26 protein-coding genes are annotated in these 26,659 nt (G+C 66.5%); 10 read left to right on the forward strand and 16 right to left on the reverse strand.

The features are described from left to right. The first annotated feature begins 61 nt into the window (after nt 1-61). From ACM2ZB_RS01210 to ACM2ZB_RS01225, 4 genes are all read left to right on the forward strand, one after another. Entirely contained in the window at nt 62-622 is a 561-nt protein-coding gene (locus ACM2ZB_RS01210; protein WP_416057102.1) for an NADPH-dependent FMN reductase, read from the forward strand. A 247-nt stretch (nt 623-869) separates the two neighbouring features. Further along, entirely contained in the window at nt 870-2,300 is a 1,431-nt protein-coding gene (locus tag ACM2ZB_RS01215) for a replicative DNA helicase (protein WP_416057103.1), read from the forward strand. Nucleotides 2,301-2,452: 152 nt separating this feature from the next. After that, nucleotides 2,453-2,665 carry a hypothetical protein gene (locus tag ACM2ZB_RS01220; protein ID WP_416057104.1) on the forward strand — a complete coding sequence of 71 codons (213 nt, stop codon included), beginning with the start codon at nt 2,453-2,455 and terminating at the stop codon, nt 2,663-2,665. Beyond that, complete coding sequence (locus ACM2ZB_RS01225; RefSeq protein ID WP_416057105.1) at nt 2,662-2,931, forward strand: hypothetical protein; 270 nt, start codon at nt 2,662-2,664, stop codon at nt 2,929-2,931. The genes ACM2ZB_RS01220 and ACM2ZB_RS01225 overlap by 4 nt, the downstream gene beginning before the upstream one ends. Nucleotides 2,932-2,949: 18 nt before the next feature. Here the strand turns inward: ACM2ZB_RS01225 and ACM2ZB_RS01230 are convergent, their stop codons facing one another. After that, entirely contained in the window at nt 2,950-3,915 is a 966-nt protein-coding gene (locus ACM2ZB_RS01230; RefSeq protein ID WP_416056183.1) for an IS110 family transposase, read from the reverse strand. 316 nt (nt 3,916-4,231) lie between these two features. Continuing rightward, the gene (gene gstA, locus ACM2ZB_RS01235) at nt 4,232-4,834 is read right to left on the reverse strand and encodes a glutathione transferase GstA (RefSeq protein WP_416057106.1); all 603 of its coding nucleotides are present in this window, start codon (nt 4,832-4,834) and stop codon (nt 4,232-4,234) included. A 127-nt stretch (nt 4,835-4,961) separates the two neighbouring features. On the opposite strand from gstA, the gene ACM2ZB_RS01240 reads away from it, so the two are divergent. After that, nucleotides 4,962-5,849: a LysR family transcriptional regulator gene (locus ACM2ZB_RS01240; protein WP_416057107.1), complete on the forward strand. Its 888-nt coding sequence runs from the start codon at nt 4,962-4,964 to the stop codon at nt 5,847-5,849. Here ACM2ZB_RS01240 and ACM2ZB_RS01245 read toward each other — a convergent pair whose 3' ends face one another. The 7 genes from ACM2ZB_RS01245 to purB all read right to left on the reverse strand — a co-directional run bounded on the left by ACM2ZB_RS01245 (nt 5,850) and on the right by purB (nt 16,615). Next, nucleotides 5,850-6,278, reverse strand: coding sequence for a hypothetical protein (locus ACM2ZB_RS01245; protein ID WP_416057108.1), 429 nt, complete (start codon nt 6,276-6,278; stop codon nt 5,850-5,852). It lies immediately after the preceding gene. A gap of 155 nt (nt 6,279-6,433) precedes the next feature. After that, nucleotides 6,434-7,870, reverse strand: coding sequence for a dihydrolipoyl dehydrogenase (lpdA, locus tag ACM2ZB_RS01250; protein ID WP_416057109.1), 1,437 nt, complete (start codon nt 7,868-7,870; stop codon nt 6,434-6,436). A 63-nt stretch (nt 7,871-7,933) separates the two neighbouring features. Next, nucleotides 7,934-9,136: a dihydrolipoyllysine-residue succinyltransferase gene (gene sucB, locus ACM2ZB_RS01255; protein ID WP_108750050.1), complete on the reverse strand. Its 1,203-nt coding sequence runs from the start codon at nt 9,134-9,136 to the stop codon at nt 7,934-7,936. Between the two features lie 40 nt (nt 9,137-9,176). After that, entirely contained in the window at nt 9,177-12,008 is a 2,832-nt protein-coding gene (locus tag ACM2ZB_RS01260) for a 2-oxoglutarate dehydrogenase E1 component (protein WP_416057110.1), read from the reverse strand. A 186-nt stretch (nt 12,009-12,194) separates the two neighbouring features. Next, a complete protein-coding gene (locus ACM2ZB_RS01265) occupies nt 12,195-13,097 on the reverse strand; it encodes a GNAT family N-acetyltransferase (protein WP_416057111.1) in 903 nt (300 codons plus the stop codon). A gap of 3 nt (nt 13,098-13,100) precedes the next feature. Then, nucleotides 13,101-14,513: a JmjC domain-containing protein gene (locus ACM2ZB_RS01270; RefSeq protein WP_416057112.1), complete on the reverse strand. Its 1,413-nt coding sequence runs from the start codon at nt 14,511-14,513 to the stop codon at nt 13,101-13,103. Between the two features lie 734 nt (nt 14,514-15,247). Then, nucleotides 15,248-16,615, reverse strand: coding sequence for an adenylosuccinate lyase (purB, locus tag ACM2ZB_RS01275; protein WP_416058599.1), 1,368 nt, complete (start codon nt 16,613-16,615; stop codon nt 15,248-15,250). A 292-nt stretch (nt 16,616-16,907) separates the two neighbouring features. Between purB and ACM2ZB_RS01280 the strand changes: the two genes are divergently transcribed. After that, on the forward strand, nt 16,908-18,347 hold the full coding sequence (locus tag ACM2ZB_RS01280; protein WP_313437543.1) for a class II fumarate hydratase: 1,440 nt from the start codon (nt 16,908-16,910) through the stop codon (nt 18,345-18,347). An 84-nt stretch (nt 18,348-18,431) separates the two neighbouring features. Here ACM2ZB_RS01280 and ACM2ZB_RS01285 read toward each other — a convergent pair whose 3' ends face one another. The 7 genes from ACM2ZB_RS01285 to ACM2ZB_RS01315 all read right to left on the reverse strand — a co-directional run bounded on the left by ACM2ZB_RS01285 (nt 18,432) and on the right by ACM2ZB_RS01315 (nt 23,159). Then, a complete protein-coding gene (locus ACM2ZB_RS01285; protein ID WP_313437540.1) occupies nt 18,432-18,857 on the reverse strand; it encodes a hypothetical protein in 426 nt (141 codons plus the stop codon). Between the two features lie 106 nt (nt 18,858-18,963). Beyond that, nucleotides 18,964-19,572: a hypothetical protein gene (locus tag ACM2ZB_RS01290; protein WP_416057113.1), complete on the reverse strand. Its 609-nt coding sequence runs from the start codon at nt 19,570-19,572 to the stop codon at nt 18,964-18,966. A 32-nt stretch (nt 19,573-19,604) separates the two neighbouring features. Continuing rightward, nucleotides 19,605-20,492: a GIN domain-containing protein gene (locus tag ACM2ZB_RS01295; protein ID WP_313437535.1), complete on the reverse strand. Its 888-nt coding sequence runs from the start codon at nt 20,490-20,492 to the stop codon at nt 19,605-19,607. A gap of 21 nt (nt 20,493-20,513) precedes the next feature. After that, entirely contained in the window at nt 20,514-21,539 is a 1,026-nt protein-coding gene (locus tag ACM2ZB_RS01300) for an ABC-2 transporter permease (RefSeq protein ID WP_416057114.1), read from the reverse strand. After that, entirely contained in the window at nt 21,536-22,411 is an 876-nt protein-coding gene (locus tag ACM2ZB_RS01305) for an ABC transporter ATP-binding protein (RefSeq protein ID WP_313437529.1), read from the reverse strand. Before ACM2ZB_RS01305 ends, ACM2ZB_RS01300 begins: the two co-directional genes overlap by 4 nt. Then, nucleotides 22,411-22,770 carry a GntR family transcriptional regulator gene (locus ACM2ZB_RS01310; RefSeq protein WP_416057115.1) on the reverse strand — a complete coding sequence of 120 codons (360 nt, stop codon included), beginning with the start codon at nt 22,768-22,770 and terminating at the stop codon, nt 22,411-22,413. Before ACM2ZB_RS01310 ends, ACM2ZB_RS01305 begins: the two co-directional genes overlap by 1 nt. A gap of 2 nt (nt 22,771-22,772) precedes the next feature. Beyond that, nucleotides 22,773-23,159, reverse strand: coding sequence for a hypothetical protein (locus ACM2ZB_RS01315; RefSeq protein WP_416057116.1), 387 nt, complete (start codon nt 23,157-23,159; stop codon nt 22,773-22,775). 229 nt (nt 23,160-23,388) lie between these two features. Between ACM2ZB_RS01315 and ACM2ZB_RS01320 the strand changes: the two genes are divergently transcribed. The 4 genes from ACM2ZB_RS01320 to ACM2ZB_RS01335 all read left to right on the forward strand — a co-directional run bounded on the left by ACM2ZB_RS01320 (nt 23,389) and on the right by ACM2ZB_RS01335 (nt 26,658). After that, nucleotides 23,389-23,976 carry a glutathione peroxidase gene (locus ACM2ZB_RS01320; RefSeq protein WP_416057117.1) on the forward strand — a complete coding sequence of 196 codons (588 nt, stop codon included), beginning with the start codon at nt 23,389-23,391 and terminating at the stop codon, nt 23,974-23,976. A 96-nt stretch (nt 23,977-24,072) separates the two neighbouring features. Then, complete coding sequence (locus tag ACM2ZB_RS01325; RefSeq protein ID WP_416057118.1) at nt 24,073-25,050, forward strand: FKBP-type peptidyl-prolyl cis-trans isomerase N-terminal domain-containing protein; 978 nt, start codon at nt 24,073-24,075, stop codon at nt 25,048-25,050. 23 nt (nt 25,051-25,073) lie between these two features. Then, entirely contained in the window at nt 25,074-26,423 is a 1,350-nt protein-coding gene (locus ACM2ZB_RS01330; protein ID WP_416057119.1) for a UDP-glucose dehydrogenase family protein, read from the forward strand. After that, the gene (locus ACM2ZB_RS01335) at nt 26,416-26,658 is read left to right on the forward strand and encodes a SlyX family protein (protein WP_416057120.1); all 243 of its coding nucleotides are present in this window, start codon (nt 26,416-26,418) and stop codon (nt 26,656-26,658) included. Before ACM2ZB_RS01330 ends, ACM2ZB_RS01335 begins: the two co-directional genes overlap by 8 nt. The last annotated feature ends 1 nt before the right edge of the window (nt 26,659 follow it).

Genomic DNA, 26,659 nt, shown 5'->3' on the forward strand with positions numbered 1-26,659 from the left:
CACCGGGGCGCATCGGGCCGGCCGCTAGGCTGGCCCTTTCCCCCGTCAGGAGTGTGTCGCCATGCCTGTTCCCACCATCGCGGTCTTCGTTGGCAGCCTGCGCAAGGAGTCCTGCAACCGCAGGCTTGCGCTGGCCCTGGAAAAACTGGCCGGTGATCGTGCGCGCTTCCAGTACGTGCGCATCGACGATCTGCCGCTGTACAACCAGGATTTCGACGGCAGCTACCCGGCCCAGGGCACGCGCCTGAAGGACGAGGTACGCAGCGCCGATGCGGTGCTGTTCGTGACCCCGGAATACAACCGTTCGGTGCCCGGCGTGCTGAAGAACGCCATCGACATCGGCTCGCGGCCCTATGGTGACAGCGCCTTCGGTGGCAAGCCGGCGGCGGTGATCGGTGCCTCCATCGGCCAGATCGGCACGGCGGTGGCCCAGCAGCACCTGCGCAACAGCCTGGCCTTCCTGGACATGCACGTGCTCGGCCAGCCGGAGGCGTTCATCCACTTCAAGGATGAGCTGATCGGCGCCGACGGCACGATCCACAACGAGGGCACGCAGAAATTCCTGCGGGGCTATGTGGACCGCTTCCTGACACTGATCGCGGTGCATGCCAAGGGCGATTGACGTGCTGTCGGGGTCGGTGCCCTCTGCTGCGCAGAGGGGGCCGACCCCATCGCCACGGGGTCGGATCCCGTCGCGCAGCGACGGGCTCTGACCCCATGCGATAATGGGATCCCATAGCCCGGACAGGCACGTCGCACCGCGACGGATATCCCCTGTTCGTCCACGGCTTATCCACAGGCTTGTCCATGCGCCGGGGTCGGCGCATGCCTACACTCGTCTGGCCCACTTTCGCAGGAAACACCGCAGCATGTCCGCCCGTTCCGGCTTCCGTTCCAACCGCAAAGAGCGCGGCGATGGCTTCGACCGCGATCGCGACGAATCGCGCATCGACCAGCTGCGCGTGCCGCCGCACTCGGTGGAAGCCGAACAGGCGGTGCTGGGTGGCCTGATGCTGGCCCCGGAAGCCTACGACCGGGTCAACGACCAGCTGACCGAGACCGACTTCTATCGCCGCGATCACCAGATGATCTACCGGGCGATCCGCGAGCTGTCCGAGCGCGAGCGCCCGTTCGATGCGGTGACCCTGGGCGAGTGGTTCGAATCGCAGGGCAAGATGGAGCTGGTGGGCGATGGCGCCTACCTGATCGAGCTGGCCAGCACCACGCCGTCGGCGGCCAACATCGTGGCCTACGCCGAGATCGTGCGTGACAAGGCGGTGCTGCGGCAGCTGATCCAGGTCGGCACCGACATCGTCAACGACGGCTTCCAGCCCGAAGGTCGCGACAGCAGCGAACTGCTGGCCTCGGCGGAAAAGAGCGTGTTCGCCATCGCCGAACAGGGCGCGCGCGGCCGCACCGATTTCGTGGCCATGCCCGGCGCGCTGAAGGATGCCTTCGAGGAGCTGCGCAACCGCTTCGAGAACGGCGGCAACATCACCGGCCTGCCGACCGGCTACACCGACTTCGATGCGATGACGGCCGGCCTGCAGCCAACCGACCTGATCATCCTGGCCGCGCGTCCGGCCATGGGCAAGACCACCTTCGCGCTGAACATCGCCGAGTACGCGGCGATCAAGTCGAAGAAGGGCGTGGCCGTGTTCTCGATGGAAATGTCCGCATCGCAGCTGGCGATGCGCCTGATTTCCTCCAATGGCCGCATCAACGCTTCGCGCCTGCGTACCGGCCAGCTGGAAGACGAGGACTGGAGCCGGGTCACCAGCGCGATCAAGATGCTGAAGGAAACCAAGATCTTCATCGACGATACGCCGGGCGTGTCGCCGGAGATCCTGCGTTCCAAGTGCCGCCGCCTGAAGCGCGAGCACGACCTGGGCCTGATCGTGATCGACTACCTGCAGCTGATGAGCGTGCCGGGCAACAGCGAAAACCGTGCGACCGAAATCTCGGAAATCTCGCGATCGCTGAAGGGCCTGGCCAAGGAACTGAACGTGCCGGTGATCGCGCTGTCCCAGCTCAACCGATCGCTGGAAACGCGTACCGACAAGCGCCCGGTGATGGCCGATCTTCGCGAATCGGGCGCAATCGAGCAGGACGCGGACATGATCGTGTTCATCTACCGCGACGATTACTACAACAAGGAAAATTCGCCGGACAAGGGCCTGGCCGAGATCATCATCGGCAAGCACCGTGGTGGCCCCACCGGTTCGTGCAAGCTGAAGTTCTTCGGCGAATACACCCGCTTCGACAACCTGGCCCACGATTCGGTCGGTTCGTTCGAGTAACGCCCGCGGCGTTACGGCAGCGCCGGGCCATGCCCGGCGGATTGCCCCGGTTTCGTCGGCTCCAGGCCGGTTTCGTCGCAAACCCTTTGCGGCCGGGCGGGCAGGGCGGCAAGGTGTCCTCAGGCGGCAGGGTGCCGCCCAAGGAGACCGTGATGAAGACCCTGTTCGCGCTGGGCGTGTGGTGCCTGCTGTTCGTGCTGTGCTGGCCGTTGGCGCTGCTGGCGCTGATCGCCTGGCCGTTCGTGTGGCTGCTGAGCCTGCCGTTCCGCCTGGTGGGCATCACCTTCTCGGCCCTGTTCGCCTTCCTGCGCGCGCTGTTCATGCTGCCGGCGCGGCTGCTGGGTGGCCGGCCGGTGGCGGCATGAGGGTGCTGCTGCTGGTCGGGTTGGCCCTGCTGGCCAGCCCGGCACTGGCCGAACCGCCGGCACCGACACCGTCCTCGGCGTGGCTGGAACGACAGCGGGCGGCTGGCGCCGACGAGGCGGATGCGGCCGCGGCACGATCCTCGAAAGCGCCCGTTGCCAAAGAGAGCTGTCGGGTCGTGAAGCAATGGAAGGTGGATGACACCGTGGTCAAGCACCGCATCTGTGACGACCCGCCCAAGCCGGCGCCGCCGGCCAAGCAAGGGTAGATACCGTGTCGTCCTTGCCTAGGCAAGGACGACTTCAGGCTCAAACGGTCGGCCGCTCTTCAGCACTCCCCAGACCAGATGTATGAGCTTGCGCATCAGTGCACACATGATGACCTTGAATGGCTTTCCTTTCTTGCTGAGGCGTTCTGCAAAGGCCTTCAGCGTCGGGTTGTAGGCCTTGCCGGTCAGCGCCGGCATGTACAACTTCTTGCGGAAATTGGCGTCGCCAACTCGCGATATCCTGGCTTTACCTTCGTAATTTCCTGATTGACGCTGCGCCGGATTCAGGCCTGCGTGGGCAACCACCTGACGCACGTCGCTGTATCTGTTGAGATCGCCTAGAAACGCCAGCAGTTGGGCACTGCTGGTATCGCCCACGCCGGGAATGCTGGTGAGCAGTTGATGGCGCCCGCGCAGGTCCGGATCGTTGTCGATGTGGTCCTGGATCGCCTTTCGCACCTGTCTGATCTGTTCCTCCAACGTCCGGATCACGTCGTTGATCCCTTGCTGGACGGAGATATCGGCAACTTCCAGGCGGTTTTGCTCCATCTGCAGCATTTCCTGGAGGTCATCACGTCGCCGGACAAGGGCTCGCAGCTTCACCTCCGAGGGCGTCGGCGGGACGTAGGGGTGCAGCTTTTCCGGGCGTTGAGCCTCGAAGAACCGGGCAATCAGCTTGGCATCGCTGCGGTCGGTCTTGGTCCGGACTCCCTCGGCCTGCCCAAATGCTTTCACCCGTGCGGGATTGGCGACATAAACCACTACCCCAGCCTCCACCAGGGCGCGCGCCAAAGCCTCGTGGTAGATACCGGTGGCCTCCATGCCTACCGCTGCGTCAGGCGCATGCTTGGCTCGCCACGCCAGAAATTCCGCATAACCCTTGGTCGTATTGGGAAATTTGGCTTTGGTGCGGTACTTGCCCTCGGACAGTGGCAAGGCGACATCAAAGGTCGCCTTGGCCATGTCATTGCCGATTACTTGCATGATCTTGCTCCAGCTTGAACTTACGATCGTGATCGGAAGCCGCCAGACTTGCCCTTGTGAGTGCAGGCTCTCACCCGAAGGTGGGCCTAAGATACCGTTCAAGTTCCAAGGCGGTGTCAGGCCGCCGACGCGCTGAATCTACTTTGCAAGCTCGAAGGCTTAAGAGCCGAGGCAGCGTCATCGGAGCCTCCCGGGGTCACCGGGGGAATTGTGCCTGATCAGGGCACCATTCCGAGACACAAGAGCCGAGCCTGCGCTCGGCTGCTTTTCGCAAGGGCCAGCCGAGCATGGGCTCGGCTCTACAACGGTTCGCGCATCAGGCCGCCTCTGCGCGCAGTGCGGCCTGCACCGCCGGACGCGCGTTGATCTGGCGGACATACGCCTCCAGCGCCGGCCACGCTGCAAGGTCGATCGCAAAGAACCGGCACCAGCCCAGCACCGTGAACAGATAGGCGTCGACCACGCTGAAGTCGGGCCCCATCAGGAATGGCTGCGTCGCCAGGGTGTCCTGCAGCAGGTCGAAGCGCTTGAACAACTTCTGCTGGAAGAATGCCTTGGCCGCTTCCGGCAGATCGGCATTGAACAGCGGCGCCGAGCCGCCGTGGATCTCGCTGGTCACGAAGTTCAGCCATTCCTGCAGGCGCACGCGTTGCCAACTGCCCGCTGCCGGGGCCAGACCGCTGTCCGGCCGCAGATCGGCCAGGTACTGGACGATGGCCGGGCCTTCGGTCAGCACCTGTCCATCATCCAGTTCCAGCGCGGCCACGTAGCCCTTGCGGCTGATGGTGAGGAAATCGCGACCATCGCTGGTGCGCTTGCTCGCGTTGTCGACCTTGATCAGTTCGAAGGGGAGGCCCAGTTCGCGCAGCACGATATGCGGTGACAGCGAGCAGGTGTAGGGGGCGAAGTACAGCTTCATGGGGGATCTCCGTTGGCAGGGAAGCAGGCGTGGGGCCTGCCGATGCAGGGCAGTCTGCCCAGCCGGGGAGGGGGGGTAAAATCAATGTTTGATTGGGTATGCATAAGCTGAGCTACTGCCGCACATGATGAATCTCGCGCATTGGCGGCTGCTGGTGGCCGTGGCTGACGAGGGCACGATCTCGCGCGCTGCCGAGCGCGTCGGCATCAGCCAGTCCGGTGCCAGCCAGGCCATCGGCCAACTGGAATCCTCACTGGGGTTTGCCGTGTTCGTGCGCGAACGTCGCCAGGTGGATGTCACCGCGCTGGGCCAGCAGGTGATCGAACACGCGCGCACCATGCTGGGCGGCCTGCAGGCCATCCGCGCGCTGGCCGACGACAGCCAGGGGCTGAGCGGGGCGCGCATCCGGCTGGCGACGTTCCCCTCGATCGTTTCAACCGTGCTGCCTGCGCTGCTGCGCGACTTCCAGCGCCGCCACCCTGGCATCGAAGTGGTCGTGGTGGAGGGCACGGACGAGGAGGTCGAGCAGTGGCTCGACTCGGGCGCTGTCGACGTGGGCGTGGTGATGAACCCCGCGCCAGCGCGCTCACCCGTGGCCCTGGGCAGTGACGCGTGGGTGGCGGTGCTTGCACAGACCCATCCGCTGGGGCGTCGCGCAACCGAGCGCGGGATCGCGCTGGATGAACTGGCCGCCGAGCCCTTCATCCTCGCCACCGGCGGCTGCACGGTGAACGGCCAGCGGCTGATGGAAGACGCGGGCCTGCACTTGGCCGACGTGCGGATCACGGTGCGCGACTGGGCCAGCGCCTGCGTGCTGGTGCGCGAGGGCCTGGGCGTTTCGCTGGTGCCCGAATCGACACTGCCGTTGGACCGTCACGGGCTGCGGGTGTTGCCCCTCGCCCCCGGCATCCGCCGCGTGTTCGGCCTGGTCTGCTCGGAGGTGGGGCGTGCATCGCGCGCCACGCCGGTCTTCGTGAAGGCGCTGGCTACCGCCGCTGCAGGCCGCGCGTCCTGATCAGCGTGAGCCCGCAGCCGGCGGTGCAGGGATGACCTGCTGCTGGCCATCGCTGTACATCATCATGATCTTCTCGCCGCGGTAGGGCAGCACGACTTCGGGCCGCCACGGATTGTCCTTGGGCGAGGTGGCCTTGGCCATCGGCTTGCAGCCGCTGTCCTTGATGCCGCAGCGGCGGATGGCAACCTGCAGGGTGCCATCGGCGGAGCGGTAATCGACCCCGGGGGAATGGAACAGGGTTTCGCCCGGCATGCTGTAGCGGATCCTGATCTGGTTGGCGCCGAGCACGCTCACTTCGACCGGCTGTACCGGGGCTCTGCGGAAATCGCCTTCCAGCGGTTCGGCTGCGCAGGCCAGCAGTGGAACCAGTGCGGCCATCAACATCGCCGCAGCTGTGCGCGATGCGCGGGCAAAGGGAATCGAGCGCATGCAATCTCCATCCTTGGGTAGGTGCCGCGATCATTGAACCGCAACATTGCGGCGTCAAGTCAGGCGGCGCCGTTGCAGGCAACAAAAAACCCCGCCGAGGCGGGGCTTTCTGCATCCAGTCATGCCGGCCAGCGGCCGGCACTACCCGCGAACCATCAGTTCGCCTTGTGGATGGCGCGCTTGCTGACCGCCATCGCCGCGTCGTGGATCACTTCCGACAGCGACGGGTGGGCGTGGCAGATGCGGGCCAGGTCATCGGCCGAGCCACTGAACTCCATGGTCAGCACACCTTCGTGCACCAGCTCGGAGACATTGGCGCCGACCAGGTGCATGCCGAGGATGCGATCGGTTTCGGCATGGGCGAGGATCTTCACGAAACCTGCCGGCTCGATCATCGCCACGGCGCGACCGTTGGCGGCGAACGGGAAGCTGCCGGCCTTGTACGGAATGCCTTCGGCCTTCAGCTGTGCTTCGGTCTTGCCGACCCAGGCCAGTTCCGGCTCGGTGTAGATGACCCACGGGATGGTGTCGAAGTTGACGTGGCCCGGCAGGCCGGCGATCAGTTCGGCAACCGCGATGCCTTCCTCGAAGCCCTTGTGCGCCAGCATCGGGCCGCGCACGCAGTCACCCACTGCCCAGACGCCGTTGACGCCGGTGTGGCAGTGCGCGTCGACTTCGATCTGGCCACGCTCGTTGACCTTCACGCCGGTGCCTTCGGCCAGCAGGCCCTTGGTGGCGGCGCGACGGCCGACGGCCACCAGCAGCTTGTCCACGGTCAGGGTCTTTTCGCCTTCGCTGTCGGTGTAGGTGACAACGACTTCCTTCTTCTTGCCCTTGCCGGTGATCTCGGTCTTGGAGACCTTGGCACCGAGGCGGATGTCCAGGCCCTGCTTCTTGAATTCCTTGGCAGCGGTCTTGGCCACTTCGGCGTCGGCCACGGCCAGGAACTCCGGCAGTGCTTCCAGGATGGTGACTTCAGCGCCCAGGCGCTTCCACACGCTGCCCAGTTCCAGGCCGATCACGCCGGCGCCGATCACGGCCAGGCGGTTCGGCACTTCGGTGAAGTCCAGGCCGCCGACGTTGTCGACGATGACGTCGCCGTCGAACTTGGCGAACGGCAGTTCGATCGAATCCGAACCGGCGGCGATGATGACGTTGGTGCCCTTCAGCTCGACTTCCGAACCGTCGTGCTGCTTCACCTTGACCACGTTGCCCGGCTGCAGTTCACCGAAACCGTAGTAGGTGGCGACCTTGTTGGCCTTGAACAGCATGCCGATGCCGCCGGTGAACTGCTTGACGATCTTGTCCTTGCGGCCAACCATCGCTTCGACGTCGATCTTGGCATCCTTGAAGCTGATGCCGTGGTCGCCAAAGATGTGGCCCATGTTCCAGAACTGGCGCGAGGAATCCAGCAGCGCCTTGGACGGAATGCAGCCCACGCGCAGGCAGGTGCCGCCCAGGGCCGGCTTGCCGTCCTTGCCCAGCGCTGCGTCGATGCAGGCGGTCTTCAGGCCCAGCTGTGCCGCGCGGATGGCAGCGTGGTAACCGGCCGGGCCGGCACCGATGACGACGACGTCGAATTGTTCAGCCATTGAATTATTCCTTGATGCATTACCAGAACCCCTCCGCGCAGGCGCGGAGGGGCGGGAGGTCTCTTACAGGCCGAACAGCATGCGGCCCGGGTTTTCCAGCTGGTTCTTGATGTCCACCAGGAACTGCACCGAGTCCTTGCCATCGATGATGCGATGGTCGTAGGACAGGGCCAGGTACATCATCGGCGCGATCACGACCTGGCCGTTCTGGGCGATCGGACGCTCCTTGATGGCGTGCATGCCCAGGATGGCGCTCTGCGGCGGGTTGATGATCGGGGTCGACAGCAGCGAACCGAAGGTGCCGCCGTTGGTCACGGTGAAGGTGCCGCCCTGCAGTTCGTCCAGGCCCAGCTTGCCGTCACGCGCCTTCTTGGCGTAGTCGGCGATGGTCTTTTCGATGTCGGCGAACGACATGCGCTCGACGTTGCGCAGGACCGGCGTGACCAGGCCCTTCTCGGTCGACACGGCGATCGAGATGTCCGAGTAGCCGTGGTAGATGATGTCGTCGCCATCGATCGAGGCGTTGACCAGCGGGAAGCGCTGCAGCGCGTTGGCGGCGGCCTTCACGAAGAAGCTCATGAAGCCCAGCTTGATGCCGTGTGCCTTGACGAACTCGTCCTGCAGTTCCTTGCGCGCCGCCGACACCTTGGACAGGTCGACTTCGTTGAAGGTGGTCAGCATGGCGGTGGAGTTCTTCGACTCCATCAGGCGTTCGGCAATGCGCTTGCGGATGCGGGTCATCGGCACGCGTTCTTCCGGACGTGCGCCACCGGCCTTGCCGGCGCCGCCGTTGCGGGCGAAGTTGACGATGTCTTCCTTGGTGACCGCGCCGCGACGGCCGGTGCCGTCCACGTCGGCCGGGTTCACGCCTTCAGTGATGGCGGTGAAGCGGGCGCCCGGGGGCAGGCTGTCGGCAGCCGACTTGGCAGCCGGGGCCGGAGCAGCAGCGGCGGCCGGAGCGGCAGCAGCCGGGGCAGCGGCGGCAGCCGGAGCGGCTTCAGCGGCCGGAGCCGGGGCAGCAGCCACGGCGCCTTCTTCGATGATCGCCACGACCTGGCTGGAGGTGACGGTGTCGCCTTCCTTGAACTTGATTTCCTTGATCACGCCGTCGACCGGCGACGGCACTTCCAGGACGACCTTGTCGGTTTCCAGGTCAAGCAGGTTTTCGTCGCGCTTGACGGCGTCGCCCACCTTCTTGTGCCAGGTGGCGATGGTGCCGTCGGCGACGGATTCGGGCAGTACCGGGGCTTTGACTTCGGTGGCCATTGCGGGAGCTTCCTGGTTTGTCTTCTAAATAGGGGGAGGATTATTCAGCGAACGTGTCGTTGAACGGGTTGACCAGTGCATCGGCGACCAGCTGCTGCTGTTCACGCACGTGGTCAGCCATGTGACCGGCAGCCGGCGAAGCCGAACGTGCGCGACCGGCGTAGTGCAGGTTCTGGCCATCGGCCAGGCAGAACTGCAGGTGGTGGCGGATCTGGTACCACGCACCCTGGTTCTGCGGTTCTTCCTGCGTCCACACCACATCGGTGGCCTTGCCGTACTTCTTCAGTTCGGCAGCCAGCAGCGCACGCGGGAACGGGTACAGCTGTTCCACGCGGATGATCGCCACGTCGTCCTGGCCACGCTTGGTCTGGTCTTCCAGCAGGTCGTAGTAGACCTTGCCCGAGCACAGCACCACGCGCTTGACGTTCTTGGCGTCCGCGTTGGCATCGCCGATCAGGTGCTGGAACTCGCCGTTGGCCAGCTCGTCCAGGGTCGACACGGCCAGCTTGTGGCGCAGCAGCGACTTGGGCGACATCACCACCAGCGGCTTGCGGGTGGTGAGGTGCTGCTGGCGGCGCAGCATGTGGAAGGCCTGTGCCGGGGTGGACGGAACCACGACCAGCATGTTTTCCAGCGCGCACAGCTGCAGGAAGCGCTCCAGGCGCGCCGAGCTGTGTTCCGGGCCTTGCCCTTCATAACCGTGCGGCAGCAGCAGGGTCAGGCCGGAAATACGGCCCCACTTGGCTTCGCCGGCGGCGATGAACTGGTCGATCACCACCTGGGCGCCGTTGGCGAAGTCGCCGAACTGGCCTTCCCAGATGCACAGGGTGTTGGGATCGGTGGTCGAGAAACCGTACTCGTAGGCCATCACCGCTTCTTCGCTCAGCAGCGAATCGATGATGGTGGCCTTCTCTGGCGAATCCACCAGCTGCCGCAGCGGCAGGTAGTAGTTGTCGGTCTTCTGGTCGTGCAGGATCGCGTGGCGGTGGGTGAAGGTGCCGCGGCCCACGTCCTGGCCGACCAGGCGCAGGGCATTGCCCTCGTCCAGCAGGGTGGCGTAAGCCAGGTTCTCGGCAAAGCCCCAGTCGCCCGGGATCTCGCCGGCGGCCATCTTGCGACGGTCGTCGTACACCTTGGCAACGCGCGAGTGCAGCTGCACTTCTTCCGGCACGTTGTTGATCAGCTTGGCCAGTTCGACCAGCTTGTCCTTGTCCACCTTGGTGGAGATCTCGTCGGACAGCTTGCCTTCCAGCAGCTTCGGCCAATCGACGAACAGCGGGCTGGTCGGCGGGGTCTTCTCGACCTTGGCCAGTTCGGTGGTCACTTCGCCACCGTCCAGCTTGTCGCGGTACGCATCGACCATCGCCTTGCCGGCGCCGGCGGCGATCACGCCTGCCTTTTCCAGCTGCTCGGCATACATCTCGCGGGTGGTCGGGTGCTTGCGGATCACCTGGTACATCAGCGGCTGGGTGATCGCCGGTTCGTCGGCCTCGTTGTGGCCCCAACGGCGGTAGCACATCAGGTCGATGACCACGTCCTTGGCGAACTTCTGGCGGAACTCGAAGGCCAGCTGCGCGGCAAACACGACCGCTTCCGGATCATCGCCGTTCACGTGCAGCACCGGGGCGGCGATCATCTTCGCCACGTCGGTGGCATAGCGCGTGGAGCGCGTATCCAGCGGGTTGGAGGTGGTGAAGCCGACCTGGTTGTTGACCACGATGTGCACGGTGCCACCGACGGCGAAACCGCGGGCCTGCGACATCTGGAACAGTTCCATGACCACGCCCTGGCCGGAGAAGGCCGCGTCGCCGTGGATCAGGATGGGCATGACCTGCTTGCGGGCGGTGTCCTTGCGGCGCTCCTGGCGCGAACGCACGGAACCGGCAACCACCGGGTCGGCGATTTCCAGGTGCGACGGGTTGAACGCCAGCGCCAGGTGCACCGGGCCGCCTTCGGTGGCCACGTCGGCCGAGAAGCCCATGTGGTACTTCACGTCGCCGGCCGAGGCGTGCTCGTCGTGCTCGAACTTGCCTTCGAACTCGTCGAACAGCTTGCGCGGGTTCTTGCCCAGGGTGTTGACCAGCACGTTCAGGCGGCCGCGATGGGCCATGCCGATCACCACGTCCTTGACGCCATCCTTGCCGGCGCTGCGGATGATGGTGTCCATCATCGGGATCAGCGAGTCGCCGCCTTCCAGCGAGAAGCGCTTCTGGCCGACGTACTTGGTGTGCAGGTAACGCTCGAGGCCTTCAGCGGCGGTCAGGCGCTCCAGCGTGCGGCGCTGGGTGTCCGCGTCCAGCTGGTAGTTGCCACCGGCCAGTTCCAGCTTCTTGTAGATCCACTGGCGCTGCTCGACTTCGGCGATGTGCATGAACTCTGCACCGATCGAGCCGGTGTAGGTCGCCTTCAGGCGTGCCAGCAGGTCACGCAGCTTCATGCGCGGCTGGCCGCCGACGCCGCCGGTGCTGAACTCGCTGTTGAGATCGCCGTCGGACAGGCTGTGGAACGGCAGGCCCAGGTCCGGGGTGTTGACCGGCGTGGTCAGGCCCAGCGGGTCCAGGCGCGCATCGAGGTGGCCGCGCGAACGGTAGGCGGTGATCAGACGACCGACATTGCGCTCACGCTCGTCGCCTGCACCCGTACCGGTGCCGGCTTTCAGCGCATCCTTGGCCGCGTCCGCGATGTGGGAGATGACGGCCGAGTGCGGAATGTCGCCTGCTTCACGGCCCTTGAAGCCGTCGAAGTAGGTTTTCCATTTGGGATCGACACTATCCGGGGAGACCAGGTACTGCTCGTACAGGTCCTCGACATAGGAGGCGTTGCCGCCGGCGAGTTGCGAAGATTGCGCAAACTGCTTCAGTTGATTGTCCACGATGGAGGGTGCTGATTCGCTTTGTGGGGTATGGCTTCAGAAGGACCCTGCAGGAAAATGAATAGCCCTGCACGGGCGCGTTCAAACGGCCAAATTGTACCCCCATCCGGACACGAAGGGGCACCGCCAGCGGCATCGCGCGTCCCCCGGTGTCGCTCCCAGACAGGTTTGTCCGGTGCCGCGCGCTCAGATGCCGAGCGCGCGCAGTTCGCTGCAATCGCGCGAACGGTCCCAGACGCGCTGCAATTGCTGCTCGAACGGCTGCGAACGTGCCGCTAGCGCGATGCCGGCCTCGCCATCGAGGCGATGGCCGATAAGACGAAAGTAGAAGTCGCCCGCGTCATTGACCAGGCAGGCCGAGGCCAGGGCACGGTCGATCGGATCACTCACCTCGCGGAACTGGATCACACTGGGCAGGCGCTGGGCCAGCGCCAGCAGCGGGGACCCGGCAGCCGCAATCGCGGCCGCGTCGTGCACGATCACCCGCAGCTGCTTGTCGTGGCGGGCGGTGACGAAGCGGCGCAGGGCCGCCTGCACCGGCGGCGCATCGAGCAGGCCCGGGTCCAGCTGGCGGCTGTGCAGCCACAGCTGGCGGCGGGCGCGGTGGATGATGGCCGTGGTGATGGCCACCGCCTCGGCACGGCTGTCGATGGCACTGGCCACGCCCAGCCGGCGGCGCATCTGCTGGTGGCCGATGCCGGCCTCCTCGAACACCTCGCCTTCGGGCAGGAAGCCCTGGCGGGCGTAGAAATCACGCGCCGGCAGCTGCGCGTGCAGGTGCACCTCGGCCAGGCCGAGCTGGCGCCCGGCCTGCACCAGCGCCTCCAGCAGGGCCTCGCCAACGCCCTGGTTGCGGTGGCTGGCCAGCACCGCCATGCGGCCGATGCGGCCGTCCGGGGCCAGGCGGCCGGTGCCGACGGGCTGGCCGTCGGCGTCCAGGGCCAGCACATGGGCGCAGACCGGGTCCAGCGCATCACGTTCCAGTTCGGCAGCGATGCCCTGTTCCTGCACGAACACCCGCTGCCGCACATCGTGGATGGCGACATGGGCGTCGGCGTGGCTGACCTGCTGGACCCGGATCGTGGCCATGGCTCAGGCGCGACCGGCGTCGCTGTCGTCTTCGTCGTGGTCTTCGAAGTTGACGATGACCTCGATCCCGTCGTCATGCACGGTCACGGTGTGGACATCGTCGGACACGACCTCGTCCTGGAGTTCGGCCACCTGGTCGTGGCCCTCGACCACTTCGCCCAGCACGCCGTCCTCGCCATCGGCCTCGTCCTCATCGTCGAACACCTCGTTCGGGTCGATCAGCTGGAACACACCGCCCACCAACAACTGCTGCAGCACGGCGCGGCCCTTGTCGGACAGGCCACGGTAGGCGGCCGCGTCGAGCTGTTCGGCACCGGCCAGACGCTGGGCGTCCTTCACCGGCAGGGCAAAATCCTGGCCGCTGACATACAGGCTGGCGCCACGCTTGGCCCGGCGCCAGGCCAAGCGCGCCCACGGGTGGCGCTGCAGCAGCAGGCCCGAGGCCAGCGCCTGCACCACTTCCTCCGGCGACGGCGCGGCCTGGTGGGCCATCACTTCGCCCGCCGCGCGGTAGGTGGTGATGAAGCGGCCGAACCAGTCACCCAGCTTGTCCGGATCGTTCATGCGGATGGCGTTGAGCGCGGTGATCACCCGTGCCATGGCCACCGTATCGATTTCGTTCGGGTCGGCCGGCACCTTCAGGTCCGGGTCCTGGTAGCGGATGTTCTCGTCGGCATCGGCGATGAGGGTGTCCAGGTAGTCGCTGATCAGCTCGGCCGAGGCCGGCGCGCGCATGCCGAAGGAGAAGGTCAGGCAGGGATCTTCGGCCACGCCGTGGTGCGGCACGTTCGGCGGCAGGTACAGCATGTCGCCCGGCGCCAGCACCCAGTCGTGGGTGGGCTTGAACACCTGCAGCAGCTTCAGTTCCACGTCCGGGCGGAAGCCCAGCGGCGGGCGCTTGCCCTTGATCGACTCGCTGGCATCGATCTGCCAGCGGCGGTGGCCGTGGGCCTGCAGCAGGAACACGTCGTACTGGTCGACATGGGCACCGACCGAGCCACCGGTGGCGGCGAAGCTGATCATCACGTCATCCATGCGCCAGCGCGGCAGGAAGCTGAAGTGCTCGATCAGGGCGCGCACGTCCGGGTCCCACTTGTCGACGTCCTGCACCAGCAGGGTCCAGTCGTGGTCGGGCAGGGCGGGGAACACGTCTTCCTGGAACGGGCCGCTGCGCACGCGCCAGCCGTCCTGGGCCTTGTCGTGCTGGATCAGGCGCGCCAGCACGCCTTCCTCGCAGGCCAGCCCGGCCAGGTCTTCCGGCTGCACAGGGGTCTGGAAATCGGGGAAGGCGTTGCGGATCAGCAGCGGGCGTTTCTGCCAGAAGTCGCGCAGGAAGGTGGCCGGGGCCATGCCCAGCGGCTTGCCGGGGCGGGCGGTGACTTCGATGAGGGGGGCGGAGGACTTGCGGGCGGCCATGGGGGATTCCTTGCAGCGGAAAGCGGGAGGGGCGGCGTGGCGGGCCGCCAAGGTCTCCATTGTCCGCCGTTCGCTGGGATTGCGCACGTGCGATGGTTTGTCGCGGGGTTCCGGCCAACGGCGGAGCCCCTCGTGGCGGGTGGGGCTCCCAACAGCAGAATCGCGCTTGGCCGGGCGGGTGGGCTGCGCGGGGGACGCCGTCAACCCTTCCATGGGGGCTTGGCCGCCGCATCCATGCGGCGGACACCCCCGCGCAGCCCACCCGCCCGGCCCCTGACAGTTTCCTGCGCGGCCCGCCACGGAAGGGAAGAAGAAAAGCAAAGGCAACAGCGGGTCGCGCGCTGCGCTTGCTCGCGTAGCGTCGAGCTTGCTCGACTGAGCGGAAGCAGTCGAACATGGCTCGACTCTACAAAGAGCCCAAAACAAAGAGGGACGCGGCGAAGCCGCGTCCCTCTCAATTCCGTCCCGACAACGTCATCCACGCATGGCGTGGATCTACTCATCCGTCACCGGAAATCTGTCAGGGGTGGGGCGGGTTGGGTTCGCGGGGGTGTCAGCCGCATGGATGCGGCTGCCAAGCCTCCACGGACGGATTCACGGCGTCCCCCGCGAACCCAGCCCGCCCCGCCAAGCACGACAACAATCCAGAGCCGCCTTTGACGTTGCAGTTGCTGTTGCCCTGGCAGTAAAGCCTGCCGCAGGCAGCGCCGCGGCCGCCGCCGCAAAGGAAACCCTTAGATCTTCTTCGCCAGCGACTCGGCCAGGCCGGTGTAGCTGCCCGGGGTCATGTCCAGCAGGCGCTGCTTGGCATCGGCCGGCAGCTCCAGACCCTGCACGAAGGCGCGCATCGATTCGGCCGTGATGCCCTGGCCACGGGTCAGCGCCTTCAGCTGCTCGTACGGGTTCGGCAGGCCGTGGCGGCGCATCACCGTCTGCACGGCCTCGGCCAGCACTTCCCAGGCCGCGTCCAGATCGGCATCCAGGCGCTGCGGGTTCACTTCCAGCTTGCCCAGGCCCTTGGCCAGCGAATCCAGTGCTACCTGGCCGTGGCCGAAGGCGGTGCCCAGTGCGCGCAGCACCGTGGAATCGGTCAGGTCACGCTGCCAGCGGCTGATCGGCAGCTTCGCGCTGAAGTGCTCGAACAGCGCATTGGCGATGCCGAAGTTGCCTTCCGCATTCTCGAAATCGATCGGGTTGACCTTGTGCGGCATGGTCGACGAACCGACTTCGCCTTCCTTCAGGCGCTGCTTGAAGTAGCCCAGCGAGATGTAGCCCCAGATGTCGCGGGCCAGGTCGATCAGGATGATGTTGGCGCGGCGGGCCGCGTCGCCGATCTCGGCGATGTTGTCGTGCGGCTCGATCTGCGTGGTGTACGGGTTGAACACCAGGCCCAGGCCGGTCACGAAGCGCTCGGCGAAGGCCGGCCAGTCCACCGCCGGGTAGCTGGCCACGTGGGCGTTGTAGTTGCCCACCGCGCCGTTGATCTTGCCGGTCAGCTCGACCGCGGCGATCTGCCGGCGCTGGCGCTCCAGGCGGGCGACCACGTTGGCCAGTTCCTTGCCCAGGGTGGTGGGCGAAGCGGTCTGGCCGTGGGTGCGCGACAGCATCGGCTGGCCGGCCTGGGCATGGGCCAGGGTGCGCAGGGTGGTGGCAATGCCGTCCAGGGTCGGCAGCAGCACCTCGCGGCGGGCCTGTTCCAGCATCAGGCCGTAGCTGAGGTTGTTGATGTCTTCGCTGGTGCAGGCGAAATGCACGAATTCCAGGGCCGGGGCCAGCTCGGCGTCGTCCTTCAGCTGTTCCTTGATGAAGTACTCCACCGCCTTGACGTCATGGTTGGTGGTGCGCTCGATCTCCTTCACGCGCGCGGCCTGGGCCGGGGTGAGGTTGGCGGCCAGGGCGCGCAGGCGGGCGGTGGTGGCGTCGGAAAAGGCGGCCAGTTCGACGATGCCCGGCTCGGCGCCCAGGGCCAGCAGCCACTCGACCTCGACCGTGATGCGGGCCTTGATCAGACCGTACTCGGAGAAGATCGGGCGCAGGGCGTCGACCTTGCCGGCATAGCGGCCATCGAGCGGGGACAGGGCGAGCAGGGCGTAATCGGACATGTCGGCAGGGCTGGGGCGAGCGGCGGGGGCCATATTCTACGACGCTCCGGGCTGGCGTGTTCTGTAGAGCCGGGCCCACGCTCGGCTGCTTTGGGCAATCGGCCGCCCACGGGCAGCCGAGCGTAGGCTCGGCTCTACAGGACGGCCCAGCGGACGGAACGGTCTGGCCCGTCCGCGGCATCCCATGCTGCGGACAAGGGAGTATCGTTGGCACAGCCGCCAGCCCCGGGAAGCGACCCGCTGCCAGCCGCCGCTTCCCTTTCCCCAACAGAAGTAGTGCGGAGTCGATGCAATGAGCAAAGCTGCAAGCAAGGGCAAGACCGCCGGTTTCCGGATCGAACATGACAGCATGGGCGAACTGCAGGTGCCTGCCGACGCCCTGTGGGGCGCGCAGACCCAGCGCGCCGTACAGAATTTCCCGGTCTCGGGCCAGCGCATGCCGCGCGGTTTCATCCGCGCCCTGGGCCTGGTGAAGGGCGCCGCCGCCGGCGTCAACGCCGAGCTGGGCCACCTGCCGAAGGTCGTGGCCAAGGCCATCCAGGTGGCCGCTGCTGAAGTGGCCGCCGGTGACTGGGACGCGCATTTCCCGATCGACGTGTACCAGACCGGTTCGGGCACGTCCTCGAACATGAATGCCAACGAGGTCATCGCCACCCTGGCCAACCGCGCGGGCAAGGCGGGCAAGACGGCGGTGCACCCCAACGACCACGTCAACCAGGGGCAGAGCTCCAATGACGTGATCCCGACCGCACTGCGCGTGTCGGCGGTGCTGGCCGCGCACGAGCAGCTGCTGCCGGCGCTGGTGCACCTGCGCAAGACCCTGGACAAGAAGGGCCGCAGCCTGCGCAAGGTGGTCAAGACCGGCCGCACCCATCTGATGGATGCGATGCCGCTGACCTTCGAGCAGGAATTCGGTGCGTGGTCGGCGCAGCTGGCCTCGGCACAGGAGCGCATCGAGGACAGCCTCAAGCGCGTGCGCCGCCTGCCGCTGGGCGGCACCGCCATCGGCACCGGCATCAATGCCGACCCACGCTTCGGTGCACAGGTGGCCAAGGCGCTGAAGCAGCAGACCGGTTTCAAGTTCGACAGCGCCGAGAACAAGTTCGAAGGCCTGGCCGCGCAGGACGACGCGGTGGAGCTGTCCGGCCAGCTCAATGCGCTGGCGGTGGCCCTGATCAAGATCGCCAATGACCTGCGCTGGATGAATGCCGGTCCGCTGGCCGGGCTGGGCGAGATCGAACTGCCGGCGCTGCAGCCGGGCAGCTCGATCATGCCGGGCAAGGTCAATCCGGTCATTCCCGAAGCCACCGTGATGGCCTGCGCGCAGGTGATCGGCCACCACACCGCGATCACCGTGGCCGGGCAGACCGGCAACTTCCAGCTCAACGTCACCCTGCCGCTGATCGCGGTGAACCTGCTCGATGGCATCGGCCTGCTGGCCAACGTGTCCACCCTGCTGGCCGACAGCGCCATCGCCGGCCTGAAGGTGCGCGAGGACCGCGTGGCCGAGGCGCTGGCGCGCAATCCGATCCTGGTGACGGCGCTGAACCCGATCATCGGCTATGAGAAGGCGGCGGCGATCGCCAAGCGTGCCTACAAGGAACAGCGCCCGGTGCTGGACGTGGCGCTGGAGGACAGCGGGCTGGACGAGGCCGAGCTGCGCCGCCTACTGGACCCGACCGCGCTGACCGCCGGTGGCATCCAGGCCGGTGGTGGTGGCGCCGGCGGCTGATCGCGTGATCGGGTAGCGCCGGGCCATGCGCGGCGGGTTGCCGGATAAATGAAAAACGCCGCCCCGAGGGGCGGCGTTTTCGTATCAGCGACGGTCGGCAACGATGTTGTCGAAGGTCTCGGTGTAATCCTTGAACTCCGGAATGGTCTGCACCAGGTCCGGTGGGATCACCACCATGCCCTCCGGTGGCTGGATCTTCACCGGCTGCATGTTCGGGTCGGCCGGGGCGGCCACCAGCGTGTTCTGGCGCAGCACCTGCAGCTTGCCGAACATGGTCTGCAGCATCTGCCGCTGGCCATCGTTGAGCGGGATCTGGATCTCGTCGATCTTCATCGTGCCGTCGGGCAGGATGATGATGTTCGGCGCCGGCTGGCGGCGCACGGTCACCATGCTGTCGCTCACGGAGATCTTCGGCTTGCCGCGCTCGGCGCGGTGGTTGCGGTAGTCCTGGTCGCAGCCGGCCAGGCCCAGGCAGAGCAGGGCGGCCAGCAGCAGAAACAGCTTCTTCATGGCGGTTCGATCGGGTGCATCGGGGGCCGCCATTGTAAGCCCGGGCGGCCCGGTGCGGCCGGCAACGGGTCAGGTTGCCGGCCGGGTGCGGCGAAGTGTCACAGGGTCAGCGGTTGACGACGGTGTCCTTGCCGCAGTCGTCGACATCACTCTGGTCCATCGTGGCGTAGGGCTTGAACGCCGGCAGGTCGCGGGCCAGGGCCTGCTGGCTGGCCAGCATCGCCGGCAGCCGGTTGCACAGCTGCTTGGCCTGCGCCTCGATCTTCGCCGCTTCGGCATTGATGCGCTTTTCAATGCCGTCGGTATCGCCGCTGAACACGCCCTTCAGCGCTTCACCGGCCGCGCTGGCGCCCAGCTTGGCGCCGGCCACCCCGATATCCATGCCGTCCTGGGCAATGCCGGCGACATGGCCGCGGTAATCCAGCAGCTGGCCGCGCTGGGCTGCGGTGGTCTCCACTTCCTTGCCGCCGATCAGCAGGCGGCCGTCGGGGGTGATTTCCGCCTGCGGCTGGTTGTCGGCGGAGATCTTGATGTTGCCCTTGGCGATCTCCTGGCGGGCCTTGTCGGTGGCGTCCTTGACGGTCTTGCCGACATTGCCGGTGGCTTCGGCCACGGCCTTGCCCGGCGAGGTGTCCGATGAGGATGAAGCGTTGTCACCACAGGCGATCAGCGGCAGGCACAGCAGCAGGGCGGGCATCAGGCGCAGCAGGTTCATGGCGTTCCCCTTGAAGGCAGTGGATGAGAGGTTTACTTGCCGCGCGGCAGGGTGACCTGGCCGCCGATGTCGCGGTGGCGGACTTCGCCGCTGCCGCTGTGGTCGACCGTCAGGCTGCCACCGGCGCCGTTGACGCTGATGTCGCCCGAACCGTGGCTGCGCACGTGCACGTTGCCGCCGGTCTGATCGATGTCCACATCGCCGGAGCCGATCACGCCCACCTCCACGTTGCCTTTCACCTGGCGGAAGCCGATGTCGCCCGAGCCGACCGTATCCAGCCGTGCGTTGCCGCGGACATCGCTGATCTTCAGATCACCCGAACCGACGGTGCCGACCACGGCGTCGCCGCCGATGTTGCGGGCCTTCACGTCGCCCGAGCCCAGCGACAGCAGGTTCAGCGATGCAGCGCCGTCGATGTCCAGGTCACCGGAACCGACGGCGGCATGCACGCTGCCACGGGTGCCGCGGGCGATGCCATCACCGGAGCCGACATCCATGCTCAGCGACTGCGCGTTGTCCACGCTGGCATCGCCGGAGCCGATGCGGAACTGCAGTGGCACGTTGTCCGGCACGCTGCCGCGGATGTCCAGCCAGGCATAGCTGTTGCCCATGCTCAGGCCGGTGTTGCCTTCACGGCGCAGGCTGACCACCAGCTTGTCGCCGACCCGGCGCTGGTCCAGCACCAGCTGCGCCAGCCAGTCCTTGTCCGAGGCGCAGGCGCGGCCGTCCAGCTGGCCGCCACCGGCATTGGCGATCACCTTCAGGTCATGCTGGTTGACCTCGAACACCACGGCCTTGGCGCCAGCGGCGTCCAGCTTCAGCGTGCGCGGGGCGGAGAACTTGCAGTTCGGCGCATCGGCGGCCTGCACCGACAGCGGCAACAGCAGCAACAGGGCACTACAGGCGAGCAGGGAACGCATGGTGGTTTCTCCGTAAGGGAATCAGATTTCGCCGGCGCGCCGGCGCAGGCGGATGGCCAGGAAGATGAAGACCACGCCGACGGCTGCGCCGATCCATAGGTCGGGCATGGCCAGCGACTTCAGCTGCTCGGCCGGGTTCATCAGCGAAACGATGGAATCCAGGCTCTTGCGCTCGTTGCTGCCGGCCAGGCGGTAGACCAGGTCCACGCCGGGCACGGTGCCCAGCAGCAGGCGGCCGACGATGTGCTGCCAGAACCAGCCGGTGCTCATGTCGAACAGGTGCATCAGCTTGGTGGTGCTGACCACGATGCCGGTGAACAGCGGCAGCAGCACCGCCCACAGGAACGGCTTGCTCTTGGCCCAGGCCGAGCACAGCAGCAGCCAGCCGGCGGTGGGCAGCGCCCACAGGGCGTACACCGGGATGGCGGCGAGCAGGCCCGCGCCGATGGTGAGCGGGCTGGCCGGGCCCCAGATCAGGGTGGTCGGGCTGCCGCCGTGGGTCAGCGCGACGATGCTGATGATGATCATGAAGCCGATCATGGTGGCGATGCCGGCCAGGGTGGCCACCAGCGGGGCCACGATCAGCGCGCTGATCACCTTGGACAGCACGGTCTGGGTGTCCGACAGCGGCAGCGACTTCCAGAACAGGATGCTGCGGTCGCGACGGTCGTCGTACAGGGCGCCCAGGCAGTAGAAGAACACGACGAAGGCCAGCACCAGGAAGGGCCAGGTGGAGCTGAGCAGCAGGGTCAGGTCCAGCCCGTTGCCCAGGTCGGCCATGTCCTTGGGGCTGATCTTCTGGGTCAGCAGGGCCAGGTCCAGGCCGTTGATGTTCACGTCCTGGCCGTCCACATGCAGACCGCCGTCACGGGCGGCGCGGTGCAGGGCGAACAGGCCCAGGCCGATGCCCACTGCGCTCATGAACAGCGAAACGACGCCGGCGATGAGCGGTGCGTAGAAGAAGCCGCCGCGGTTTTCCCAGTATTCGCGCTTGAGCAGCCAGCGCAGGGTGCCTGCGGGGCTGACCGGATGGTTGACGGCATTCATGCGTAGGTCCCCTTCATGACAGCGACGAACAGATCGGCCAGGCCCGCGTTGCGGGTTTCGCCCAGGGTGGAAAGCTGGCTGCGCGGCACGCCGTCATACAGCAGCACGGTCTTGCCGAAGGCCTGGCTGCGCTCGTCGATCGGCTTGAGCGCGCGGGCGGTTTCCAGCTGTTCGGCACCCACCAGCAGTTCGGTGTAGCGTTCGCCGACGTCTTCCATTTCCGCGCTCAGCACGATGCGGCCATCGCGGATGAACATCACGTCGCTGAGGATGTGCTCGATCTCCTCCACCTGGTGGGTGGTGACGATGATCGTCTTCTGTTCGTCGAAGTAATCTTCCAGCAGGCGCTGGTAGAACTCCTTGCGGTACAGGATGTCCAGGCCCAGGGTCGGCTCGTCCAGCACCAGCACGCGGGCGTCGATGGCCATCACCAGGGCCAGGTGCAGCTGCACGATCATGCCCTTGGACAGCTCGCGCACGCGCTGCTTGGGCTGCAGCTTGGTATTGGCCAGGAAACGCTCGCAGCGGGCGCGGTCGAAGCGTGGGTGCACCCCGGCGACGAAGTCGATGGCCTCACGCACCTTCATCCAGCGCGGCAGCACGGCCACGTCGGCGATGAAGCAGATGTCCTTCATCAGGTCATCGCGGTGCACGCGCGGGTCGCGGCCCAGCACGCTCAGTTCGCCGTCCACCGAGGTCAGGCCGAGGATGGCCTTCAGGGCGGTGGTCTTGCCGGCGCCGTTGGGCCCGATCAGGCCGACGATGCGCCCGGCCGGGATCGAGAAGCTGGCGTTGTCGAGAGCGACGGTGTTCTTGTAGGCCTTGCGCAGGCCTTTGGCGATGATGACGGCTTCGCTTGCTACGGTACTCATCAGATCTTCCCCTTGGGCAGCAATTCGTCGAGGCTCAGGCCCAGGCGCTGGATGCGTTCCAGGACCGCCGGCCATTCTTCGTTGAGGAAGCGGTCGCGCTCGCTGCTGCGCAGCTGCGTGGCCGCCTGCTCGGTCATGAACATGCCCAGGCCGCGGCGCTTCTCGACCAGGCCTTCATCGGCCAGTTCCTGGTAGGCGCGCGAAACGGTGATGGGGTTGAGCTGGTAGTCGGCGGCCACCTGGCGCACCGAAGGCAGGGCATCGCCCGGCTTGAGGATTCCGTCGAGCATCATGGCGATCACGCGCTCCTTCAGCTGGCGGTAGATGGGAGCGCCGTCGCTCCACTGGATGTCGCTCATATTCAGCTCCGTGGGGTCAGCGGCTGTGCGAACGAGAAGTACGGCATGGACAGGGAGCTGTGCAGCCGACGCGGGGGAGGGGGGGAGGGTTCGGCATTCCCGGCCGTGAAGGGTGTCGCGTCCTGGGGGGTATCGGGGGAGGAAGAGGAGGCCGCCGGCGGTGCCGGCAGCGCCAGCCAGAGCACGGCGAACAGGGTCGAGACGACGGTGACCGCGGGGGCGGTGTGACTGCGGCGCATCCGGGTGTTCATGGTTTCCCCCTGTCTCAGGTGACTGGTGTTGTATGCAACTATAACACCGGCACGCCGGGGTGCAAGCCCCGACACCACCCAACTGATGGCAGGGGTGGTCAGATACGTGTCATCTTCATCCAAGTTGTTGATCTTCATGGAAAAGGCGTTTCGCACAGCCGCGTTCCCCGGCCCGCCTTCCATTCAGTCACATCAATCGTATGTCAATGAAAGTGCGCGGTGCCCGTTTCCCACCGGCTGTCGCCAAGCCCGGCAAAGCCTTGCCAGGGCGGTGCCAACAGGCGCCACAGGGCCCGGTGCTATAGTTCGGCCGATTCCCGGCCGGTGCTGGCCGGACCCCTGAAACGGCTATTGCGGAACGTTCCCCATGCCCCTGTCGACTGCCTTCCCGCGCCGCCTCCGCGGCCTGTCCCTGTTGACCCTGCTGGCCGTCGGCCTGGCGGGTTCGGCCAGTGCCCTGGCCGCTGACCTGCTCGACGTCAGCTACCGGCCGCTGGCCGGCAAGCAGCAGGTGAACCTGCAGCAGCGCTACCACGGCCAGGTGCTGCTGGTGGTCAATACCGCCAGCAAGTGTGGCTATACCCCGCAGTACGAAGGCCTGGAGGCGCTGCACAAGCAGTACGCCGGCAAGGGCTTTGCCGTGCTCGGCTTCCCGTCCAACGATTTCAAGGGCCAGGAGCCTGGCGACGAGAAGCAGATCCAGGACTTCTGCACGCTGACCTATGGGGTGAAGTTCCCGATGTTCGAGAAGGTGCACGTGACCGGCGCGCAGGCCACGCCGCTGTACCAGCGCCTGACCGCAGCCACCGGTGTCGCCCCCGGCTGGAACTTCCACAAGTATCTGGTGGGGCGCGATGGCAAGGTCATCGCCCAGTTCCCCAGCAAGGTGACCCCGGATGATCCGCAGCTGAAAGCGGCCATCGACAAGGCACTCGCGGTGCCGGCACCCCGTTGAATGACGGCACGCATGCCTCGACATCTCCGGCATGCGTGCGACAATGTTTCTTTTCGCGCCGACGTCGGCGCCCAGACACTTCCAGGAACGCAGCAAATGAAGATGGGAATGCGCGGCGCAGCGGCGTCGGTTCTGATTCTGGCGATGGGCACCTCCGGTGTCGCCCTGTCGCAACAACCGGCCGCACCGGCGGCCGCCAAGGAGACCGCAACCTTGAATTCCCCCAAGCAGAAGCTCGGCTACGCCATCGGTCTGGACGTGGCCAAGTCGTTCGCGCCGATCGCCGATGAAATCGACGTGGCTGCCCTGCGCACCGCCGTCGAGCGTTCGTTCGAAGGCCTGCAGCCGCAGATCACCCAGGAACAGGCCAAGGCCACCGATGCGGCCCTGCGCCAGGTCGTGATGGCCCGCAGCGGCCAGCAGGTGCCGGGCATGGCGCCGGGCTCGCAGCCGGCCAAGGTCGACCGCGTCAAGGTCGCGCAGATGATCGGTTCGTACTCGGTGGGCCCGTCGCTGGCGCAGCTGAAGGACGACATCGACACCGCCTCGCTGTTTGACGCGATCAACACCGGCCTGACCAAGGGCCAGCCGAAGATGACCGAGGCCGATGCCACGGCCACCATCCAGGCGTTCATGGGCACCAAGCAGGCTGAAATGCAGGCCAAGGCCGCCCAGGCCGCGCAGACCAACCGCCAGGAAGGCAATGCGTTCCTGTCCAAGAACAAGACCCAGCCGGGCGTGGTGACCACCGCCTCGGGCCTGCAGTACCAGGTGATCCGCCCGGGTAGCGGCGAGCGCCCGCTGCCGAGCAGCAAGGTGCGCGTGAACTACGAAGGCAAGCTGCTGGACGGCACCGTGTTCGACAGCTCCGCCGGTCGTGGCCCGGCCGAATTCGGCCTGGACCAGGTCATCAAGGGCTGGACCGAAGGCGTCGCGCTGATGCCGGTCGGTTCCAAGTACCGCTTCTGGATTCCGGGCGAACTGGCCTATGGCGAGAACGGTACGCCGGGTGGCCCGATCGGCCCGAACGCGACCCTGACCTTCGACGTCGAACTGCTGGGCGTCCTGCCGTAAGCCCCCACGGAGTCAGCACGGATATGCGCGTTGCGATTTTCGGTACCGGTTACGTCGGCCTGGTGACGGGCACCTGCCTGGCCGACGTCGGCCACCAGGTGGTCTGCGTGGACATCGACCAGGCCAAGGTCGATGGCCTCAACCAGGGCATCATCCCGATCTACGAGCCGGGCCTGGAGCCGATGGTGAAGGCCAACCATGCCGCATCGCGGCTGGCGTTCACCACCGATGCCGCGGCCGCCATCGGCCATGGCCAGGTGGTGTTCATCGCCGTCGGCACGCCGCCCGATGAGGATGGCAGCGCCGATCTGCAGTACGTGCTGGCCGTGGCCCGCACCATCGGCCGGCACATGACGGTGCCGACCGTGGTGGTCAACAAGTCGACAGTGCCGGTCGGCACCGCCGACAAGGTGCGCGCGGCCATTGCCGCCGAACTGGCCGCACGCGGTGCGGACATCGCCTTCGATGTGGTGTCCAACCCGGAATTCCTGAAGGAAGGCGACGCGGTCGCCGACTGCATGCGCCCGGACCGCATCATCATCGGTGCCACCAGCGCCGAGTCGGTGGCGGTGATGCGCCGCCTGTACGCGCCGTTCAACCGCAACCACGACCGCGTGGTGGAAATGGACGTGCGTTCGGCCGAGCTGACCAAATACGCGGCCAATGCGATGCTGGCGACCAAGATTTCGTTCATGAACGAAATCGCCAACATCGCCGAGCGCGTCGGTGCCGACGTCGAGCAGGTCCGCCAGGGCATCGGCTCGGATCCGCGCATCGGCTGGCACTTCATCTATCCCGGCGCCGGCTACGGCGGTTCCTGCTTCCCCAAGGACGTGCAGGCGCTGGCCCGTACCGCGCAGCAGTCCGGCCTGGAGCCGAAGCTGCTCAATGCGGTCGAGGCGGTCAACGAAGCACAGAAGGGCCATCTGTTCGCCCTGATCCAGCGCCATTACGACAAGGGCGAGGATGAGGGTGTGCGCGGCAAGACCTTCGCCGTGTGGGGCCTGGCCTTCAAGCCCAACACCGATGACATGCGCGAGGCCTCCAGCCGCCGCCTGCTGGCCCAGCTGTGGGAAGGCGGCGCGACGGTGCGGGCCTACGACCCCGAAGCGATGCACGAATCGCAGCGCATTTTTGGCGAACGCGACGACCTGGTGTTCTGCGCCAGTGCCGACGAGGCACTGCAGGGCGCCGACGCGCTGGTCGTGGTGACCGAGTGGAAGCAGTTCCGCAGCCCCGACTTCCAGAAGCTGCGCGAGCAGTTGAAGGACGCGGCGGTGTTCGACGGCCGCAACCTGTACGAACCGGTCGAGGTTGAAGCGGCAGGCCTGGCGTACTACGGCATCGGCCGGGGGCGTTCGCTGCATGTCTGACCTGTTGCCGACCGAACGCGAGCAGGCGCTGGAAGCGCGCCTGGTCGAGCTGGAAATGCGTGTTTCCTTCCAGGAACACGCGCTGGCCGAGCTGAGCGATGCGCTGGCCGACGCGCGCATGCAGGGCACCCGCAACGCCGATGTGCTGCGTGTGCTGCTGGAGGACCTGGGCAAGGTCCGCAATGCACTGAATTCTTCCGATCCGGCAAGCGAACCGCCGCCGCCGCACTACTGAT

This window comes from Stenotrophomonas maltophilia (assembly GCF_047782825.1).
GTDB lineage: Bacteria > Pseudomonadota > Gammaproteobacteria > Xanthomonadales > Xanthomonadaceae > Stenotrophomonas.

Coding starts and splice junctions, on each gene's coding strand:
- ACM2ZB_RS01215 (WP_416057103.1), top strand. CDS start 870: ATGTCCGCCCGTTCCGGCTTCCGTTCCAACCGCAAAGAGCGCGGCGAT.
- ACM2ZB_RS01335 (WP_416057120.1), top strand. CDS start 26,416: ATGTCTGACCTGTTGCCGACCGAACGCGAGCAGGCGCTGGAAGCGCGC.
- ACM2ZB_RS01310 (WP_416057115.1), bottom strand. CDS start 22,770: ATGAGCGACATCCAGTGGAGCGACGGCGCTCCCATCTACCGCCAGCTG.
- ACM2ZB_RS01225 (WP_416057105.1), top strand. CDS start 2,662: ATGAGGGTGCTGCTGCTGGTCGGGTTGGCCCTGCTGGCCAGCCCGGCA.
- ACM2ZB_RS01280 (WP_313437543.1), top strand. CDS start 16,908: ATGAGCAAAGCTGCAAGCAAGGGCAAGACCGCCGGTTTCCGGATCGAA.
- ACM2ZB_RS01305 (WP_313437529.1), bottom strand. CDS start 22,411: ATGAGTACCGTAGCAAGCGAAGCCGTCATCATCGCCAAAGGCCTGCGC.
- ACM2ZB_RS01300 (WP_416057114.1), bottom strand. CDS start 21,539: ATGAATGCCGTCAACCATCCGGTCAGCCCCGCAGGCACCCTGCGCTGG.
- ACM2ZB_RS01285 (WP_313437540.1), bottom strand. CDS start 18,857: ATGAAGAAGCTGTTTCTGCTGCTGGCCGCCCTGCTCTGCCTGGGCCTG.
- ACM2ZB_RS01220 (WP_416057104.1), top strand. CDS start 2,453: ATGAAGACCCTGTTCGCGCTGGGCGTGTGGTGCCTGCTGTTCGTGCTG.
- ACM2ZB_RS01240 (WP_416057107.1), top strand. CDS start 4,962: ATGAATCTCGCGCATTGGCGGCTGCTGGTGGCCGTGGCTGACGAGGGC.
- sucB (WP_108750050.1), bottom strand. CDS start 9,136: ATGGCCACCGAAGTCAAAGCCCCGGTACTGCCCGAATCCGTCGCCGAC.
- ACM2ZB_RS01230 (WP_416056183.1), bottom strand. CDS start 3,915: ATGCAAGTAATCGGCAATGACATGGCCAAGGCGACCTTTGATGTCGCC.
- ACM2ZB_RS01290 (WP_416057113.1), bottom strand. CDS start 19,572: ATGAACCTGCTGCGCCTGATGCCCGCCCTGCTGCTGTGCCTGCCGCTG.
- purB (WP_416058599.1), bottom strand. CDS start 16,615: ATGTCCGATTACGCCCTGCTCGCCCTGTCCCCGCTCGATGGCCGCTAT.
- ACM2ZB_RS01270 (WP_416057112.1), bottom strand. CDS start 14,513: ATGGCCGCCCGCAAGTCCTCCGCCCCCCTCATCGAAGTCACCGCCCGC.
- ACM2ZB_RS01245 (WP_416057108.1), bottom strand. CDS start 6,278: ATGCGCTCGATTCCCTTTGCCCGCGCATCGCGCACAGCTGCGGCGATG.
- gstA (WP_416057106.1), bottom strand. CDS start 4,834: ATGAAGCTGTACTTCGCCCCCTACACCTGCTCGCTGTCACCGCATATC.
- ACM2ZB_RS01295 (WP_313437535.1), bottom strand. CDS start 20,492: ATGCGTTCCCTGCTCGCCTGTAGTGCCCTGTTGCTGCTGTTGCCGCTG.
- ACM2ZB_RS01315 (WP_416057116.1), bottom strand. CDS start 23,159: ATGAAGATCAACAACTTGGATGAAGATGACACGTATCTGACCACCCCT.
- ACM2ZB_RS01320 (WP_416057117.1), top strand. CDS start 23,389: ATGCCCCTGTCGACTGCCTTCCCGCGCCGCCTCCGCGGCCTGTCCCTG.
- ACM2ZB_RS01325 (WP_416057118.1), top strand. CDS start 24,073: ATGAAGATGGGAATGCGCGGCGCAGCGGCGTCGGTTCTGATTCTGGCG.
- ACM2ZB_RS01330 (WP_416057119.1), top strand. CDS start 25,074: ATGCGCGTTGCGATTTTCGGTACCGGTTACGTCGGCCTGGTGACGGGC.
- ACM2ZB_RS01265 (WP_416057111.1), bottom strand. CDS start 13,097: ATGGCCACGATCCGGGTCCAGCAGGTCAGCCACGCCGACGCCCATGTC.
- lpdA (WP_416057109.1), bottom strand. CDS start 7,870: ATGGCTGAACAATTCGACGTCGTCGTCATCGGTGCCGGCCCGGCCGGT.
- ACM2ZB_RS01210 (WP_416057102.1), top strand. CDS start 62: ATGCCTGTTCCCACCATCGCGGTCTTCGTTGGCAGCCTGCGCAAGGAG.